The following is a 15,527-nucleotide window of genomic DNA, read 5'->3' on the forward strand; positions in this document are numbered from 1 at the left end:
GCGGTACCTGCATGAAGGGCCTATAAAGGCTGATTGGCGCGAAGCGCTATCAGGACACAAAATCGATATTAATGACACAAAGTGTCATTTGCAAGCGATGTGTCATCACCACTGCCACTCATGCGATGTGGTCCAGTGCAAACCGTTATGGCCCGCATACGTAACTGGTATTACTTGCTCCGAACGCGCGCTGTTTAGCATCGACCGGGTCTTAACCGCGACGAGAACAACAACGTGAACCTCGCAACCCTAACCAGTCGAAGTGCAAGATACTGGCCTGAGCGCTTGGCGGTGATCGACCGCCACACCCGCCTCACCTTCGCGCAGCTTGAACAGCGGACCAATCAGTTGGCCTCGGCCTTGTTGGCCCATGGCATCACCAGCGGCGAACATGTCGCGATTCTGGCTCCCAACCGGGTCGAGCTGGTGGAGGCTGAGGTGGCTTTCTACAAGGCCGGCCTGGTCAAGGTCCCGGTCAATGCACGCCTGGCGCTGGATGAAGTGATCCAGGTACTGAATGACGCCTGCAGCGTCGCGCTGATCGCCGACCCGCAAGCTGCCGAGGCCTTGCTGGCGCGCAGGCAGGAGGTGCCTGCGCTACGCCTGATCGTTACCCTTGGCAAGCAGGGCGGCGATATCGGCTACGGCGCACTGCTGGCCCAAGGCAGCAGCCAGCCGGTAAGTTGCGATCTGCCTGACGATGCACTGGCCGTATTGCACTACACCTCGGGCAGTTCCGGTGTGCTCAAGGCAGCAATGCTCAGCGTCGGCAACCGCAAGGCGCTGATCCGCAAGAGCATCGCCAGCCCCACCCGGCGTGCCGGCCCAGGCGACATCATGGCCCATGTCGGCCCCATCACCCATGCCAGCGGCATGCAGCTGATGCCGCTGCTGGCGGTGGGTGCCTGCAGCCTGTTGCTGGAACGCTACGATGACCAGTTGCTGCTCGAGACCATCCAGCGCGAGGGCGTGACCCGGTTGTTCCTGGTGCCGGCCATGATCAACCGTCTGGTCAATTTTCCCGGGGTCGAGCGCTATGACCTGAGCAGCCTGCGCCTGGTGATGTATGGCGCAGCGCCAATGGCGCCAGCGCTGGTCAAGCGGGCTATCGAAGTGTTCGGGCCGATTCTTGCCCAGGGCTACGGCGCTGGCGAAACCTGCTCGCTGGTGACGGTGCTGACCGAGCAGGACCACCTGTGTGAAGGCGGCGACTACCGCCGGCTGGCCTCGTGCGGACGATGCTACTTCGAGACCGACCTGCGTGTGGTGAACGACGATTTCCGCGATGTCCAGCCAGGCGAGGTGGGCGAGATCGTGGTCAAGGGACCGGACATCATGCAGGGCTACTGGCGCGCACCGCATCTCACCGCCGAGGTTATGCGTGATGGCTACTACCTCACCGGCGACCTGGCCACGGTGGACCAGCAGGGCTACGTGTTCATCGTCGACCGCAAGAAGGAAATGATCATTTCCGGTGGCTTCAACATCTACCCCAGCGAAGTCGAGCAGGTGCTCTACAGCCTGCCGCAAGTGTTCGAGGCTGCCGTGGTAGGCGTGCCCGACGAACAGTGGGGCGAAGCGGTGCGGGCAGTGATCGTGCTCAAGCCTGGCATGCAGCTGCAGGAGCACGAGGTGATCGAGCATTGCGCCCAGGCTCTTGCCGGGTTCAAGAAACCGCGCGGTGTGGACTTCGTCAGCGAGCTGCCGAAGAACCCCAACGGCAAGGTGGTGCGCCGCCTGATTCGAGACGCCTACTGGCAAAACAGCGAACGCCGCATCTGACTTGAGGAATTGCCATGTACCAGCCAAGCGAAAAGGCCAAACAGATCATCGAGGCCATCGGCGGCTTCGTTCGCAACGAAATCCTGCCCCTGGAGCAACGCGCCAGCCTCAGCTGGGCCGAACCGCACCCGCGTGAGGTGCTGCAGCAGGTGTGGCAACGCTCGTGCGAGCAGGGCTTCTACAACATCATGCTGCCCGAAACGATTGGTGGTGCAGGATTGAGCGTGTCCGACCTGTGTGCGGTGAAGGAGGCCACAGTGCTGACGGGCTCTATGCTGGCGCCGCACATTCTCGGCGAGCTTTCCGGGCCGCCGCGTGTCGGCCACCTGTTCAAGGTGGCCAGCCCGGCCCAGGTCGAGGCTTTCCTGCAGCCGGTGTGCCGAGCCGAAAAGGCAGTGTGCTTCGCGCTGACCGAAAGTGAAGCCGGGTCCGATGCCACGGCGATCAGGACTACCGCTCGGCGCGACGGCGAGCATTACGTGCTGAGCGGGGCCAAGCGCTACATTTCCGGGGCGCCTTATGCCGATATCGCAATACTGCTCGCGGTCACCGGCCCCGGGCGTGGCGCCCAGGGGATCTCGGCATTCTTTGTCGAGCTGGATGCGCCGGGCGTGCGGGTGGAAAGCGATTACTCGGTCATGTCCGGTGGCGGCGCCCATGGCGACATCCTTCTCGATGAGGTACGAGTGCCGGTGGCCAACCGCATTGGCGAGGAGGGGCAGGGCTTCAAGCTGGCAATGGGGCGCATCACGCTCAATCGTCTGCTGCATTGCCCAACCATGCTGGGCATGGCGGGCCTGGCGCTGAACCTGACGGTCGACTACGCCCGCACTCGCAAGCAGTTTGGCCAGCCGATCGCGATGTTCCAGTCGATCAATCACATGATCGCCGACATGGCCACCGAACTGCATGCGGCACGCAGCATGGTCTATGCCACTGCCGCGGTGAATGACGCCGGTGGCGATATCCGCACCCAGGCGCCGATGTGCAAGCTGTTCGTATCGGAAACGGCCTTCCGTATCGCCGACCGAGCGGTGCAGATTCATGGGGGGGCCGGGCTGTTGCGGGGCAACCCGGTGGAGTGGATCTTCCGTGCGACCCGTATGATGCGCATTCTTACCGGGACCAGCGAAATCCAGCGCAACACCATTGCCAAGGGCGTGCTCATGCCCGAGCAGTGAAACTGCACGCCCGGCCTCGAGTGGCCGGGCTCTCCCACAAGAACAATAAGAGAGATCGACATGACTCATACTGACTCCCGCGCGCGTGCAGGCACGGCCTGGATGATTGCGGTACTGCTGGCACTGCTTATGCTGGTGAACTTCCTGGACAAGGTGGTCATCGGCCTTGTAGCGGTGCCCATGTCCAGGGAACTGGGTTTGTCCCCGGCCGAGTTCGGCCTGGTGGGCGGCGCGCTGCACTGGTTCTTCGCCATCTCTGCAGTGGTCGGTGGCTTCATGGCCAACCGCCGGCCGACCCGCACCCTGCTGTTGGGCATGGGCGCGTTCTGGGCGCTGATCCAGTTGCCCATGCTGTTCGTCACCTCCCTGTGGGCTATTGTCGCTTGCCGGGTGCTGCTGGGCATCGGCGAAGGGCCGGCGTCACCGGTGGCAACCCATGCCTTGTACAAGTGGTTCCCCAACGACCGGCGCAACCTGCCGGTGGCGCTGTTGCATACCGGTAGTGCACTTGGGCTGCTGGTGGCAGGCGCAATGATTCCATGGATCAGCGTGCACTATGGCTGGCGCATGAACTTCATCGTGCTGGCCTTGATCGGTGCGGCGTGGTGCGTGCTGTGGTGGGCATTGGGGCGCGAGGGTACTCTTGACCGCAGCCGCCCCGGCCAGCCCAGGGAAGAACAGGCGCACATCGCCTACCGCCGTCTGCTCGGCGACCGCACCGTGCTGGGCAATTACCTGTGCCACTTCGCCGCCAATTGGTCGCTGGCCCTGACCTTGACGTGGGTGCCGAGTTATCTGGAAACCGGGTTGGGCATCGACCCGATCATGACCGGTCGGGTGTTCGTGCTTTTCGTGGTGGTGACCACGCCGCTGAGCCTGTTCATGGCCTGGCTGTCGCAGCGCATGATGCGCGCCGGGGTGGCGACACGCTGGTCGCGCGGAGCCTTCGTGTCCCTGTGCCTGATTGCCAGCGGGTTGTTGTCGGCGGCATTGTTCCTGCCGGGCCTGGGGAATGTCGAGCGAATCATCAGCCTGACTTTCAGTGGCGGGCTGGCGCTGGTCATGTACTCGGTGGGGCCAGCCATGCTGGCGGAGTTCACGCCCAGCGGGCAGCGTGGCGGCATCCTGGCTATCGGCAATGGTTTCGCTTCGCTGGCCGGGCTGGCGGCACCCGTAGTCACGGGGTTTCTGGTACAGGGTGCCGGAGCCGACCACCCGGCAGGGTATGGCCAGGGCTTCCTGGTATGCGGGGCGGTGCTGGTCATTGCCGGGTTGACAGGGTTGGTATGGATGGACCCTCAGAAAACCCGCCAACGGCTGCTTCAGGTGGGCACGGCCGCGCTGGCCCGTGCCTGACCTGCGCTGCGTCAGAGGCTCTGCTGGGGGAGGGGGGCACGCTCGATCAGGGTGCCTTTCCAGCGCTCGCTGCGCACCGCATCCACGAGCAGCCCGCGCACCAGGTCGCGCATGCAGGCGGCGGCGAACGACAATGGCTTGTGTTGCGAATGGGCCAGGGCAATCGTACGAGTGATGCGCGGCTCCACGATCAGTCGCGCGCTGGCCGGGGCGGCCAGGTCCAGCAATGGCGGCCAGTTGCTGATGGTCGCCGCCAGGCCGGCGCGTACCAGGCTGGCTATGCCGGGTGCAGACTGCTGTTCATAGCTTGAATCCAGGGCCACGCCGGTTTCCATGGCCGCCTGCTCGATGCGCCTGCGCAGGTGCAGGCTGCGCGGCGGCATTACCAGCCGGCTCGACGCGGCCTCGGCCAGGGTGATCGGTGAATCGTCCGGACCATGCGCAGGCAGGCCGACCCAGTACAGGTCTTCGGAGAACACGGGCTCGGCGACAATGTGCGCCAGCTCCTCGGCATTGGGCACCACACCGAAATCCACCTTGCCCAGCTCGATCGCCTGGCCGCCTTCGCGGCTAAGGCCGTCCCATACGGTGAGCTTGATACCAGGAAAGCGCGCCTGCGCCTGGGTGATGATGGCTGGCAACAACAGCGCCGAAGCCGTGGCCGGAATCGAGATGGCCACGTGGCCCTTGGGGTTGCCGCGGCTGGACTTGAGTTCGTCCTTCACCGAATCAAGCTTCTGTATCACCGAGCGTGCCACCTCGTACAGCTGGCGCCCTGCATCGGTCAGCTCGATGCCGTCATGCTGGCGCGCCAGCAACTGCATTTCCAGCTCGCTTTCCAGCAGTCCTATCTGACGGCTCAATGCTGGCTGGGCAATGAACGCGTGGCGCGCGGCGTTGGAGAAGCTGCCGGCTTCGACAATGGCAATCAGGTAACGCAGCTGTTTCAAAGTCATGGCAATTCTCAGGCTATGCCGAAGTGGTATGGCAACTATCGAGAGACGTTATTTGTTCAGCTCTAGTGGCCTACTTAGTATCGGGGAACACCGGCTCGAGGATAACAGAAACTTTCACTCATTTATCCAACCCCTTTTTACACAAGCCTTTGCGCCGTGTTTCGGCGCTAACTCGCAACTCACTCTCGAATAAACACAATAAGAGGTTAAGAGTGATGGCATTTCGTGCTTCTGGTCTTTCGGGACCGTTGTCGCTGCTTGCGTCGTCTGCACTTTTTTCTGTGCCTGCCCTGGCTGTTCAATTTAATCTGGGAGAGTTTGAAGGACAGTTTGATTCAGCGTTTTCGTTTGGCACCAGCATTTCCACTGCCAACCCGGACCCGGCTTTGCACAATAGTGCAAACAGTGATGACGGCCGCCTGAACTTTGCCTCGGGGGATGTATTTTCGGCAGTGTTCAAAGGTACCCATGATCTGGAGCTCAAACATGCCAACCTGGGTGTGTTCCTGCGTGGCACTTACTGGTACGACACGGCGCTGCGCGACCATGACCAGCGCTTCAAGCAGGTCAAGGACAACAACCGCAAGCGCTCGGCCAAGACCGCAGGTACCCAGCTGCTCGACGCCTTTGGCTACTACCTCTACGACATCGATGGCCAGCCAGGCTCGGCAAGGCTGGGCAAGCAGGTAGTGAACTGGGGCGAGAGCACCTTCATCCAGGGCGGGCTGAACGTCATCAATCCCTTCAACCTGGCGGCGCTGCGCCGCCCAGGTTCCGAGGTGAAGGATGCGCTGGTGCCGGTGAACCTGTTCTATTTCACGCAGAACCTGACCGAGGCGTTGTCGGTCGATGGCTTCTACCAATTGGACTGGGACCAGACCCAGCTCGACAACTGCGGCACGTTCTTCTCCAACAACGACTTCCTGCCCGATGGTTGCGATGGCTTGGATGTGGGGGCCAGGTTGCTTGGCAACCCGGCTGCCGTCGCCGGCCTTGCACCGTTTGGCGTGAACCTGACCAGCGAAGGCGTGCGCATACCCCGGGGCAGTGACCAGGATGCCCGCGACGGCGGGCAGTGGGGTGTTTCGTTGCGCTGGTACGTGGCGGCGCTGGACACCGAGTTCGGTGCCTACGCAGCCAACTATCACAGCCGCACGCCTTACCTGGGGACGGTCAGCAGCCCTTATTTCGACAACAACCGCTTCGCCCCGCAGCTGTGCGTTAACCTGGGCATCGGCCCGGCCGGCTGCGCCGGGTTCCTCGGTTCCGCTGCCGGTCAGTCGCTGGTCGGCGCTTTGCGCCTGGGTACCTCCCAGTACCGTGTGCAGTACCCCGAGGACATCCGCATGTACGGGTTGTCGTTCGCCACCACCCTGCGCAGCGGTACGGCCCTGCAGGGTGAGCTGAGTTACCGGCCGAATATGCCCATGCAACTCAACGGAACCGACATCATCCAGTCGCTGCTCAACTTCGAGGGGCGTTCGCCTTTGCTGGGCGACGGGCTGCGGCCAGAAAGCGCCAGCACCCTGTTCGACGGCTACCGGCGCAAGGAGGTGACCCAGCTTCAGGTGACCGCCGTACATGCCTTCAGTCAGGTGCTGGGGGCCAACCAGATGCTACTGGTGGGCGAGGCCGGGGCCACCTACGTCGGCGGGCTGGAGGGCGGCGCAGGTCCGCGTTACGGCCGCTCGGGTACCTTCAACAGTGGCGAGCTGGCGGACAACAGCGTCTGCCGGGCGATTTCCAAGACGCCAGAGCACTGTAACGACCAAGGCTTCATGACCCCGTTCTCCTGGGGCTACCGGTTACGCGCGACCTTGACCTACCCCAACGTGATCGCCGGCTTCGACCTGCGGCCGAACCTGTCCTGGTCGCACGATGTGCACGGTACAGGCCCGGTGGAAGGCTCGGCTTTCAGCGAAGGCTCCAAGGCCATGAGCGTCGGGCTGGATGCGACGCTTGCCAGTACCTACAGCCTGAGCCTGTCGTACACCGACTTTATCGATGGCGACTATGGCACCCGTGGTGACCGGGACTTTGTCTCGCTGAGCCTGGGCGTCACCTTCTGAGGGCATGATGATGAATATGCGAATGGTGATGATCGGCCTGTTCTGGGCCAGCGGCGCGCTGGCTGCGACAGGCCTGCCAGACAACCTCACCCCTGTGGGCGCCGAACGCGCGGCCAGCCCGGACGGCCGTATCCCGGCCTGGCAAGGCGGGTTGAGCGTCGCCCAGCAGCGCCTGGGTGACAACGGCACGCCGCTGGATCCGTATGCCGCCGAGCAGCCGCTGTACCGGATCACGGCGGCCAACTATCGGCGTTACCAGGGCCAGCTTTCCGACGGCCAGGTAGCCTTGCTCAAGCGCTTCCCGCACACCTTCGAGCTGCCGGTCTACCCCACCCATCGCAGTGTCGCGGTGCCTGCCGGCGTCGCCGCCTCGGCCGCCCGCAATGCAGCGCAGGCGCAGCTTGATGACCAGGGCAACGGCCTGCGCGGGTTCAATGGAGTGATTGCGTTTCCCCGGCCGGACAACGGGCTGGAAGTGATCTGGAACCATCTGACCCGGCACCGCAATGCCAGTTACATTCAGATGTCCGACAGCGTCACACCGTTCAAGAACGGCCGCTTCGTGCTGATGAGCGCGCGCCAGGATGTAGCCCGCCCGGAAGGCCTGGGTGGGCTGGGTGCAAGCAATGTGTTGTATTACTTCACCTACCGCATGACGGCACCATCACGGCTTGCCGGTGATGCCATGGTGGTTCACGAAACCCTTGACCAGGTAGCCGAGCCCCGCTTGTCCTGGGTCTACAGTGCCAGTCAGCGGCGTGTGCGGCGCGCGCCGAACATCGCCTACGACACCACGGGGCCAGGCACCGCAGGCCTGCGTACTGCCGACAGCCGCGACATGTTCAATGGCGCCCCCGACCGTTACCAGTGGAAGCTGCTGGGCAAGCAGGCCCTGCACGTGCCGTACAACAGCTACCGCCTGGCATCGCCCGAGCTGCGCTATGCCGAGCTGATCAGGCCTGGTCATGTCAATCCGGCGCCTACACGCTACGAGCTGCACCGGGTGTGGGTGGTGGAGGCGACGCTGAAGCCCGGCGCACAGCACATCTATGCCAAGCGACGCTTCTATGTGGACGAAGACACCTGGGCCATTCTCGAAACCGACAGCTACGATGCTGGCGGCCATCTGTGGCGTACATCACAGGCCCACAGCTTCTACCACCCAGGCGGCGAGGTGGCGGTCAACGCAATGGAGGTCACCTATGACCTCAAGAGTGGCCGCTACCATGCTTCGGGGCTGATCAACGAGCAACGTCGCCCGTTCGACTTCAATGTTCGCACCAGCCTTTCGTATTTTTCTCCCGGCGCCCTGCGCAGCTTTGGCGTGCGCTGATGGACGCGTTTGAACCACGGCCGGACTGGGCTCGGCGTCTGCTGGGGCAGGGCGAGGCGCCCGACCCTCGCTTCACCTTGGCCAACGAGCGCACGTTCCTGGCCTGGATCCGTACCGCGCTGGCGTTGCTGGGAGGTGGCATTGCCATCGAGACCTTTGCCGGCCAGGCCCTGCAGGCGCCGCTTCGGCTCTGGCTTGTCGGCAGCCTGATGTTGCTGAGCATGTTGCTGAGCGCCGGCGCCTGCCTGCGTTGGCTGCGGGTGGAGCGTGCCTTGCGACAGCGCCGGCCATTGCCGCTGCCGGCGCTGGTGCCGCTGTTGGCACTGGGTTGCCTGATCGCGGCGTTGATGGCCGCTGTCGTGTTGTGGCCGCGCTGGCATGCCTGATCCGGGCTTGCAGGCCGAACGTACCGAACTGGCTTGGCGGCGTACCTGGTTGGCGCTGGTGGCGGTCGCGGGGTTGGCTTTGCGCCAGGGCGACCTGGCGCTGGCGGCAGTAGTCGGCTTCGCAACGCTGACGCTGTTGACCCGCCAGGGGCGGCGCTACAGCGAGGGCCTGGCGATGTTGCGGGTCGAGCGCGGTCAGCCTGCGATTCTGCCGGTAGTGGCACTGGGCATCGCAGTGTGCCTGATGGCGCTGGCAGGGTTGTACCGGTTGGCGAACGGGGGCTGAAACCCCTCCCACAGGTACGATGTGAATCCAGACGCCATTGCGGTACCTGTGAGAGCGGGCTTGCCGGCGAAGATGCCGGCGCTCAAGGGGTCACGATGTTGAAACGGGAATCGGCGTTCTCCAGGCCGCCCATGAAACGCAGGAACTTCACCCGCTCACCTTCGATGGAGATCTCGCCCAGCGTGGCCTCCTTGAGGAACCCGGTCTGCTTCAGGGCAATGCGGTCCAATGTCTGTTTGCTCATGCTCACCTGCACATCGGCCTGGGCGTGACGAGCCAGGTCGCGATGGGTGAGCACGCCGTTGCGCAGGGTCAGGGCGTAGTCTTCACCCAGGTCGGTGAAGCGCCAGTTGATGCTCAGGTCGCTCTCCGCCGCCTTGAAGGCATCCACCCGTACCCCAAGGTAATCGAAGAACAGGCTTGGGGTCAGTGCCCGCACCATGTCGTCGGCATTGCCGCCACTGCCGGTGGCGGCGGCTATTCCGCCGCGCAGCTCCTGGGCGCCGCTGAGGTAGGCGTTGCGCCAGGTAGCGTTCTCGCTCTGGTAACCCAGCTGTTCCAGCGCATCGGCCTGCAGTTCGCGCGCTGCGGTATTGCCCGGTTCGGCGAATACCAGATGGTTCACCAACTGCGCGACCCAGCGGTAGTCACCTTCGGCAAAGGCTTGGCGTGCCTGGGCCAGCACCTGATCGGCGCCACCCATTGCCGCCACGTAGCGCTTGCCGGCAGCTTGCGGCGGCAGTGGGTCGAGGTTGGCCGGGTTGCCATCGTAAAAGCCCATGTAGCGTTGGTAGACCGCACGTACGTTATGGCTTAGCGAGCCATAGTAGTCGCGGCTGTACCACTTGCTTGCCAGGCGCGGCGGGAGGTTGGCCAGGCTCTGGGCGATTTCCATTGGTGTCTGGCCCTGGTTGATCAGGCGCAAGGTCTGGCTATCGATGAAGGCATACATGTCGCGCTGGTCGGCCAGGTACTCGCGGATTGCCGGCCCGCCCCAGGTCGGCCAGTGATGCTGGGCGAACACTACCTCGGCCTGGTCGCCGTAACGCAACAGCGATTGGTCCAGGTAGTGCGCCCAGACTTTCGGGTCGCGTACCAGCGCACCGCGCAGGGTCAGCACATTGTGCTGCACGTGGGTGGCGTTCTCGGCCATGCACAGAGCCTTGAGCCCAGGGAAGTAGATGTTCATCTCCGCTGGCGCTTCGGTGCCAGGGGTCAACTGGAACTCTACCTCCACGCCGCTGAGGGTCATGCGTTGCAGCGGCTGGCTGATTTCCAGCGTCGGCGCTATCAGGCTGACGGTGGCGTTGGCCGGCACCCCTTTGCCCAGCCCGGCATCCACCTGGCCGCGTGGCCCGCGGGGCAGGGGGGCACCGTACATGTACTGGGCGCGGCGCTTCATGGCCGGGCCGGCCAGCACGTTTTCGCCGATGGCATGCTCGAAGAAGCCTTCGGGTGCAATGACCTGGACCTTGCCGGCCTTTACGTCCGCCTCGTCGATCACCCCGCGCGCGCCACCGAAATGGTCGATGTGCGGGTGGGTGTAGATCAGCGTGGTCACCGGCTTGCGCGGGCGGTGCCGAAAATACAGTTCAAGGCCGGCCCTGGCGGTTTCGACGGCCAGCAGCGGATCGAGCACGATCAGCCCGTCCTGGCCTTCAACGATGGTCATGTTGGCCAGGTCCAGACCGCGGACCTGGTAGATGCCTTCGGTGACCTTGAACAGGCCGGCGATGGTGTTCAGCTGGGCGATGCGCCACAGGCTCGGGTTTACCGTGGCCGGGGCCTGCGTCGGGTCGAGAAAACGATACTGGCCCAGGTCCCACACAGTCTTGCCATCGGCGGTCGCGACCGGCCCGTCGAAGCGTTCAAGCAGCCCGCGCCGGGCCGCTTCGAAATCCCCGTGGTCATCGAACGGCAGGCGTTGCAGCCATTGCTGGTTGCTGGCCTGGGTGGCCGGGGTGGCATCCTTTGCCGCCGTAGTGGCCAGGCTCGGGAGGGGCGCCAGCAGGGCGAGCGCCAGCATCGACAGTGGGAAGCGCATGGTGTGTCCTTGTTGTTATGGTGGCGGACCACTGTAGGGGACGGGTTCGGGCACCAGCCAATACCAGAGCGGCATGGTTGCCATCGCATTTGCTGATGGGCTCAGGCAGGCGGAAGCTCCATGATCTGCTCCACCAGCCAGGCCAGGGCGGGGTCGTGCCGACGATGGGTCAGGTGCACCAGTTCCAGCTCGAACGGCTCCAGGGCGAAGGGCAGTTCGTGCACCGCCAAGGGCAGCAACTTGGCGAACTGCTGCGCAAGTTGCCGCGGCAGCACCACGCACATCTCGGTGGCGGCGGCCAGATGCGCTGCTTGAAGGTAGTTGGGGGTGGTGTAGGCAATTTTCCGGGTCAGGCCTTGTTCGGCCAGCCATTGGTCGACCATGCCGCGGGTCTGGCCACCGTGTACCCAGATGTGCCGCAAACCAAGAAACGCCTGAAGATCCAGTGCCTGGTCCGGCGCCAGTTGCGGATGCTTCTGGCGCAGCGCGACTTGCAGGGTTTCACGCCTCCAGGGGCGGCGGCTGAAACGTGCCGGCACCTCATCGAAGCGCCCCAGCACCAGGTCGAGGTCGCCGCGGTCCAGCGCTTCGGCCGGCAGGTTTGGAGCCAGGTGCACCACATCGATGCGCAAGTGCGGGGCCAGTACCTGCAGGCGTGCCAGCAGCGGTGGCATGCACAACTGTTCGACGAAGTCGGTGAGGGCGATGCGCAGTTGACGGTGGCTGCGCCGTGGCTCGAAGGCATCGCCAGTGGCCAGGGTCTGCTCGATTTGTTGCAGCGCCGCTCGAATCGGCCCTTCCAGCGCCAACGCCCGTGGCGTAGGGCGCATGCGCCGGCCCACACGAACCAGCAGCGGGTCGCCCAGCTGGTCGCGCAACCGCGCCAGGGCGTTGCTGACAGTGGGCTGGGTCAGGGCCAGGCGTTCAGCCGCCCGTGAGACGTTCTGCTCGCGCAGCAACATGTCGAAGACCCGCAGCAGGTTCAGATCGAAGTTGGAAATATTCATGGGCAGAATATATGGCATACGAAATTGAAATTTCAAAAATACCTGCGGCCTGCTTAGGGTGATGCCTGTCCTCATACCTACAACAAGCAGGAGCGTTGCGCGTGAATACCCCCTTTCCGATCAACCAGGTGGCCGTGATAGGCGCAGGTACCATGGGCCGCGGCATTGTCATCAGCCTCGCCAGTGCCGGGCTGTCGGTGCTGTGGCTCGACAGCAACGCATCAGCCCTGGACGCTGGCCTGAGCATGGTCAGCCAGGCCTGGACCCAGCAGGTGGAGAAGCAGCGCGTCACCCAGGCCGAGGCTGAAGCCTGCCTGGCGCGAGTGCAGGCGGTGGATGGCTACGCCGCGCTGGCCCAGGCCGATCTGGTGATCGAGGCAGTGTATGAAAGCCTTGAACTCAAACAGGAAATCTTCCGGGCCCTGGACCAGCACCTCAAACCGGAGGCGATCCTGGCCAGCAATACCTCGGCGCTGGACATCGACGCGATCGCGGCGGTGACCCGGCGACCGTCGCACGTACTGGGCCTGCATTTCTTCAGCCCCGCGCATGTCATGAAGCTGCTCGAGATAGTGCGCGGCGCGCACACCGACCAGGCGGTGCTCCATACCGCCCTGGCGCTGGGCGAGCGCCTGGGCAAGGTGGCGGTAGTGGCCGGCAACTGCCCCGGTTTCATCGGCAACCGCATGCTGCGCAGTTATGTGGCCGAAGCGCGCAAGTTGCTGCTCGAAGGCGCGCTGCCGCACCAGGTGGATGCGGTGCTGCAACAGTTCGGTTTTGCCATGGGCCCGTTCCGCATGTACGACGTGGTCGGTATCGACCTGGAATGGCGTGCCCGCCAGCTGGCCAGGCAGGGCATGCACGATCCGCTGGTGCAAGTGGATAATGCGCTGTGTGATCTGGGCCGGCTGGGTCAGAAGACAGGGAAGGGCTATTACCGTTATGCACCTGGCAGCCGCCAGGCCGAGCATGACCCCGAGGTCGACGCCCTGGTGCTCAAGATTTCCAACGACCTGGGTTACCGACGCCGGGGCATCAGCGCCGAGGAAATCGTCGAGCGCTGCCTGCTGGCGCTGGTCAACGAGGGCGCGAAGATTCTGCAGGAAGGCATCGCTGCCAGCAGCGCCGACATCGACCGGGTGTGGCTCAACGGCTATGGCTTCCCTGCGGCCACAGGTGGCCCGATGCGCTGGGCCGATGACCAGGGTGCAGCATTCGTCCTGGCTCGGCTGGAATACCTGCAAAGCGTACTGGGCGAGCACTGGCGCCCGGCCGCTCTGCTCTGCACGCTGGTGGCCAACGGCAAGCGTTTCGAGCAGCAGGCGGAGGTTCAGGCATGAACTACCAGGCTCCCTTGCGCGACATGCGCTTCGTGCTGCACGAGCTGTTCGACGTTGCTGCCCATTGTCAGCAGCTGGGTATCGAACTGGACCGCGACACACTCGACGGCATACTGGAAGAGGCCGCGCGCTTTACCGGCGAGGTAGTCGCTCCGCTCAACCGCAACAGTGACGAGCAGGGCTGCCAGTTGGCTGATGGGGAGGTCATCACGCCCGATGGTTTCCGCGACGCCTACCGGCAATACGTGGCCCATGGCTGGGCCAGCATGACCGGGCCGCAGGCTTACGGCGGGCAGGGCCTGCCGCAAATGGCCTCGGCCAGCTTCCACGAAATGCTGATGGCCGCGTCGTTGTCGTTCCGCATCTACTCCGGCCTCACCGAAGGTGCCGTGCTGGCTTTGCATCGCCATGGCAGCCCGGCGTTGCAGCAGTCCTATCTGGCGCGCATGGTCAGTGGCGAGTGGGCCGGCACCATGTGCCTCACCGAGCCGCAGGCCGGCACCGACCTGGCCTTGCTGCGCACCCGCGCCCAGCCGCAGGTCGACGGTTCCTATCGCATCACAGGCAGCAAGATCTTCATCAGTGGCGGCGAACAGGACCTGACCGACAATATCGTTCATCTGGTACTTGCACGCCTGCCCGATGCGCCGGCCGGGGTGCGGGGCATCAGCCTGTTCCTGGTGCCCAAGCTGCTGCCGGGCGGCGAACGCAACGCGTTGGGCTGTGGCGCGCTGGAGCACAAGATGGGCATCAAGGGCGCCTCGACTTGCGTGATGAATTTCGACGGTGCCCAGGGATGGCTGGTAGGCGAGGCCAACCAAGGCCTGGCGTGCATGTTTACCATGATGAACGACGCCCGTTTCCAAGTCGGCCTGCAAGGGCTGGGCATTGCCGAAGCGGCCTTCCAGGGGGGGCTGGCCTATGCACGCGAGCGCTTGCAATCGCGCGCGCTGACCGGCCCGGCGGCGGCGGACAGGTCGGCCGATCCGATCATCGTCCACCCGGATGTGCGACGCATGCTGCTGACCCAGAAAACCCTTACCGAGGGCTGCCGAATGCTGGCCATCTATACCGCCCGGCAGCTCGACCTGGAGCACGCAGCGCCTGGCGATCAGGCACGCAAGGGCGCAACCCGGCGGGCGGCACTGCTGATCCCGATCGTCAAGGCGTTTTTCACCGATGTCGGGCAGGAGGTCGCCAGCCTTGGCGTGCAGCTATATGGCGGACACGGCTATATCCGCGAGTGGGGCATGGAGCAGTTGATGCGCGACAGCCGCATCACCCAGCTCTATGAAGGCACCAACGGCATCCAGGCTCTCGACCTGGTGCGCCGCAAGCTGCTGGGCGACGGCGGGGCCGAGCTGAACTTGCTGGTCGATGAACTGGCCCTGCATGTCGAGGCGGCTGGTGTCGGTGGTGGTCTGCATGCCATGGCGACAGCGGTCGGGCAGCGCCTGGAGGAATGGCGTGTGCTGGCAGGCCATGTAGTCGAGGCTTGCCAGCGTGACCCCCAGGAAATGGGCGCGGTCTCGGTGGACTTCCTGGCCTACTCGGCTTATGTGCTGCTCGCAGCGTTTTGGCTGCAGGCGGCCGTGCGCGCCGAGACGGCGCTGGCTGGCGGCAGTGCCGAAACGGATTTCTACCGGGCCAAGCTGCACGCGGCGCAGTTCTACTGGCGACGCGTCCTGCCCCGCGCCACCGCGCACCGCGAAGCCCTGCTGGGCGGTGCAGATTGCCTCATGGCACTGCCAGCGAGTGACTTCGCCTTCTGACGCAGGGCCAACGAC

At 64.2% G+C, this 15,527-nt stretch carries 12 protein-coding genes; 9 read left to right on the forward strand and 3 right to left on the reverse strand.

Annotated features, from left to right (window positions below; translation table 11 throughout):
- The first annotated feature begins 234 nt into the window (after nt 1-234).
- The 3 genes from CAG18_RS14665 to CAG18_RS14675 all read left to right on the forward strand — a co-directional run bounded on the left by CAG18_RS14665 (nt 235) and on the right by CAG18_RS14675 (nt 4,319).
- Nucleotides 235-1,782, forward strand: a complete 1,548-nt coding sequence (locus tag CAG18_RS14665) for an AMP-binding protein (protein WP_085721097.1) — start codon at nt 235-237, stop codon at nt 1,780-1,782.
- A 14-nt stretch (nt 1,783-1,796) separates the two neighbouring features.
- Nucleotides 1,797-2,963, forward strand: a complete 1,167-nt coding sequence (locus CAG18_RS14670) for an acyl-CoA dehydrogenase family protein (RefSeq protein ID WP_085721098.1) — start codon at nt 1,797-1,799, stop codon at nt 2,961-2,963.
- 102 nt (nt 2,964-3,065) lie between these two features.
- On the forward strand, nt 3,066-4,319 hold the full coding sequence (locus tag CAG18_RS14675) for an MFS transporter (protein ID WP_085721099.1): 1,254 nt from the start codon (nt 3,066-3,068) through the stop codon (nt 4,317-4,319).
- 11 nt (nt 4,320-4,330) lie between these two features.
- Here the strand turns inward: CAG18_RS14675 and CAG18_RS14680 are convergent, their stop codons facing one another.
- Entirely contained in the window at nt 4,331-5,275 is a 945-nt protein-coding gene (locus CAG18_RS14680; RefSeq protein WP_023663061.1) for a LysR family transcriptional regulator, read from the reverse strand.
- Between the two features lie 215 nt (nt 5,276-5,490).
- Here CAG18_RS14680 and CAG18_RS14685 point away from each other — a divergent pair, with 215 nt between their 5' ends.
- From CAG18_RS14685 to CAG18_RS14700, 4 genes are read left to right on the forward strand one after another with little or no spacing between them, the layout of a single operon-like run.
- The gene (locus CAG18_RS14685) at nt 5,491-7,344 is read left to right on the forward strand and encodes a DUF1302 domain-containing protein (protein ID WP_085721100.1); all 1,854 of its coding nucleotides are present in this window, start codon (nt 5,491-5,493) and stop codon (nt 7,342-7,344) included.
- 22 nt (nt 7,345-7,366) lie between these two features.
- Nucleotides 7,367-8,677, forward strand: coding sequence for a DUF1329 domain-containing protein (locus tag CAG18_RS14690; RefSeq protein ID WP_081014001.1), 1,311 nt, complete (start codon nt 7,367-7,369; stop codon nt 8,675-8,677).
- On the forward strand, nt 8,677-9,063 hold the full coding sequence (locus CAG18_RS14695; RefSeq protein ID WP_015269474.1) for a YidH family protein: 387 nt from the start codon (nt 8,677-8,679) through the stop codon (nt 9,061-9,063). Before CAG18_RS14690 ends, CAG18_RS14695 begins: the two co-directional genes overlap by 1 nt.
- Nucleotides 9,056-9,349 (forward strand): DUF202 domain-containing protein, encoded by a 294-nt coding sequence (locus CAG18_RS14700; protein WP_085721101.1) that lies wholly within the window; start codon nt 9,056-9,058, stop codon nt 9,347-9,349. Before CAG18_RS14695 ends, CAG18_RS14700 begins: the two co-directional genes overlap by 8 nt.
- An 82-nt stretch (nt 9,350-9,431) precedes the next feature.
- Here the strand turns inward: CAG18_RS14700 and CAG18_RS14705 are convergent, their stop codons facing one another.
- Nucleotides 9,432-11,393, reverse strand: a complete 1,962-nt coding sequence (locus CAG18_RS14705; protein WP_023663035.1) for an alkyl/aryl-sulfatase — start codon at nt 11,391-11,393, stop codon at nt 9,432-9,434.
- 101 nt (nt 11,394-11,494) lie between these two features.
- A complete protein-coding gene (locus CAG18_RS14710; protein ID WP_054573340.1) occupies nt 11,495-12,418 on the reverse strand; it encodes a LysR family transcriptional regulator in 924 nt (307 codons plus the stop codon).
- 83 nt (nt 12,419-12,501) lie between these two features.
- Between CAG18_RS14710 and CAG18_RS14715 the strand changes: the two genes are divergently transcribed.
- On the forward strand, nt 12,502-13,740 hold the full coding sequence (locus CAG18_RS14715) for a 3-hydroxyacyl-CoA dehydrogenase (protein ID WP_085721102.1): 1,239 nt from the start codon (nt 12,502-12,504) through the stop codon (nt 13,738-13,740).
- On the forward strand, nt 13,737-15,512 hold the full coding sequence (locus CAG18_RS14720; RefSeq protein ID WP_085721103.1) for an acyl-CoA dehydrogenase C-terminal domain-containing protein: 1,776 nt from the start codon (nt 13,737-13,739) through the stop codon (nt 15,510-15,512). Before CAG18_RS14715 ends, CAG18_RS14720 begins: the two co-directional genes overlap by 4 nt.
- Nucleotides 15,513-15,527: the final 15 nt, after the last annotated feature.

It is taken from the genome of Pseudomonas sp. B22(2017), assembly GCF_002113105.1.
Classification (GTDB): domain Bacteria; phylum Pseudomonadota; class Gammaproteobacteria; order Pseudomonadales; family Pseudomonadaceae; genus Aquipseudomonas; species Aquipseudomonas asiatica.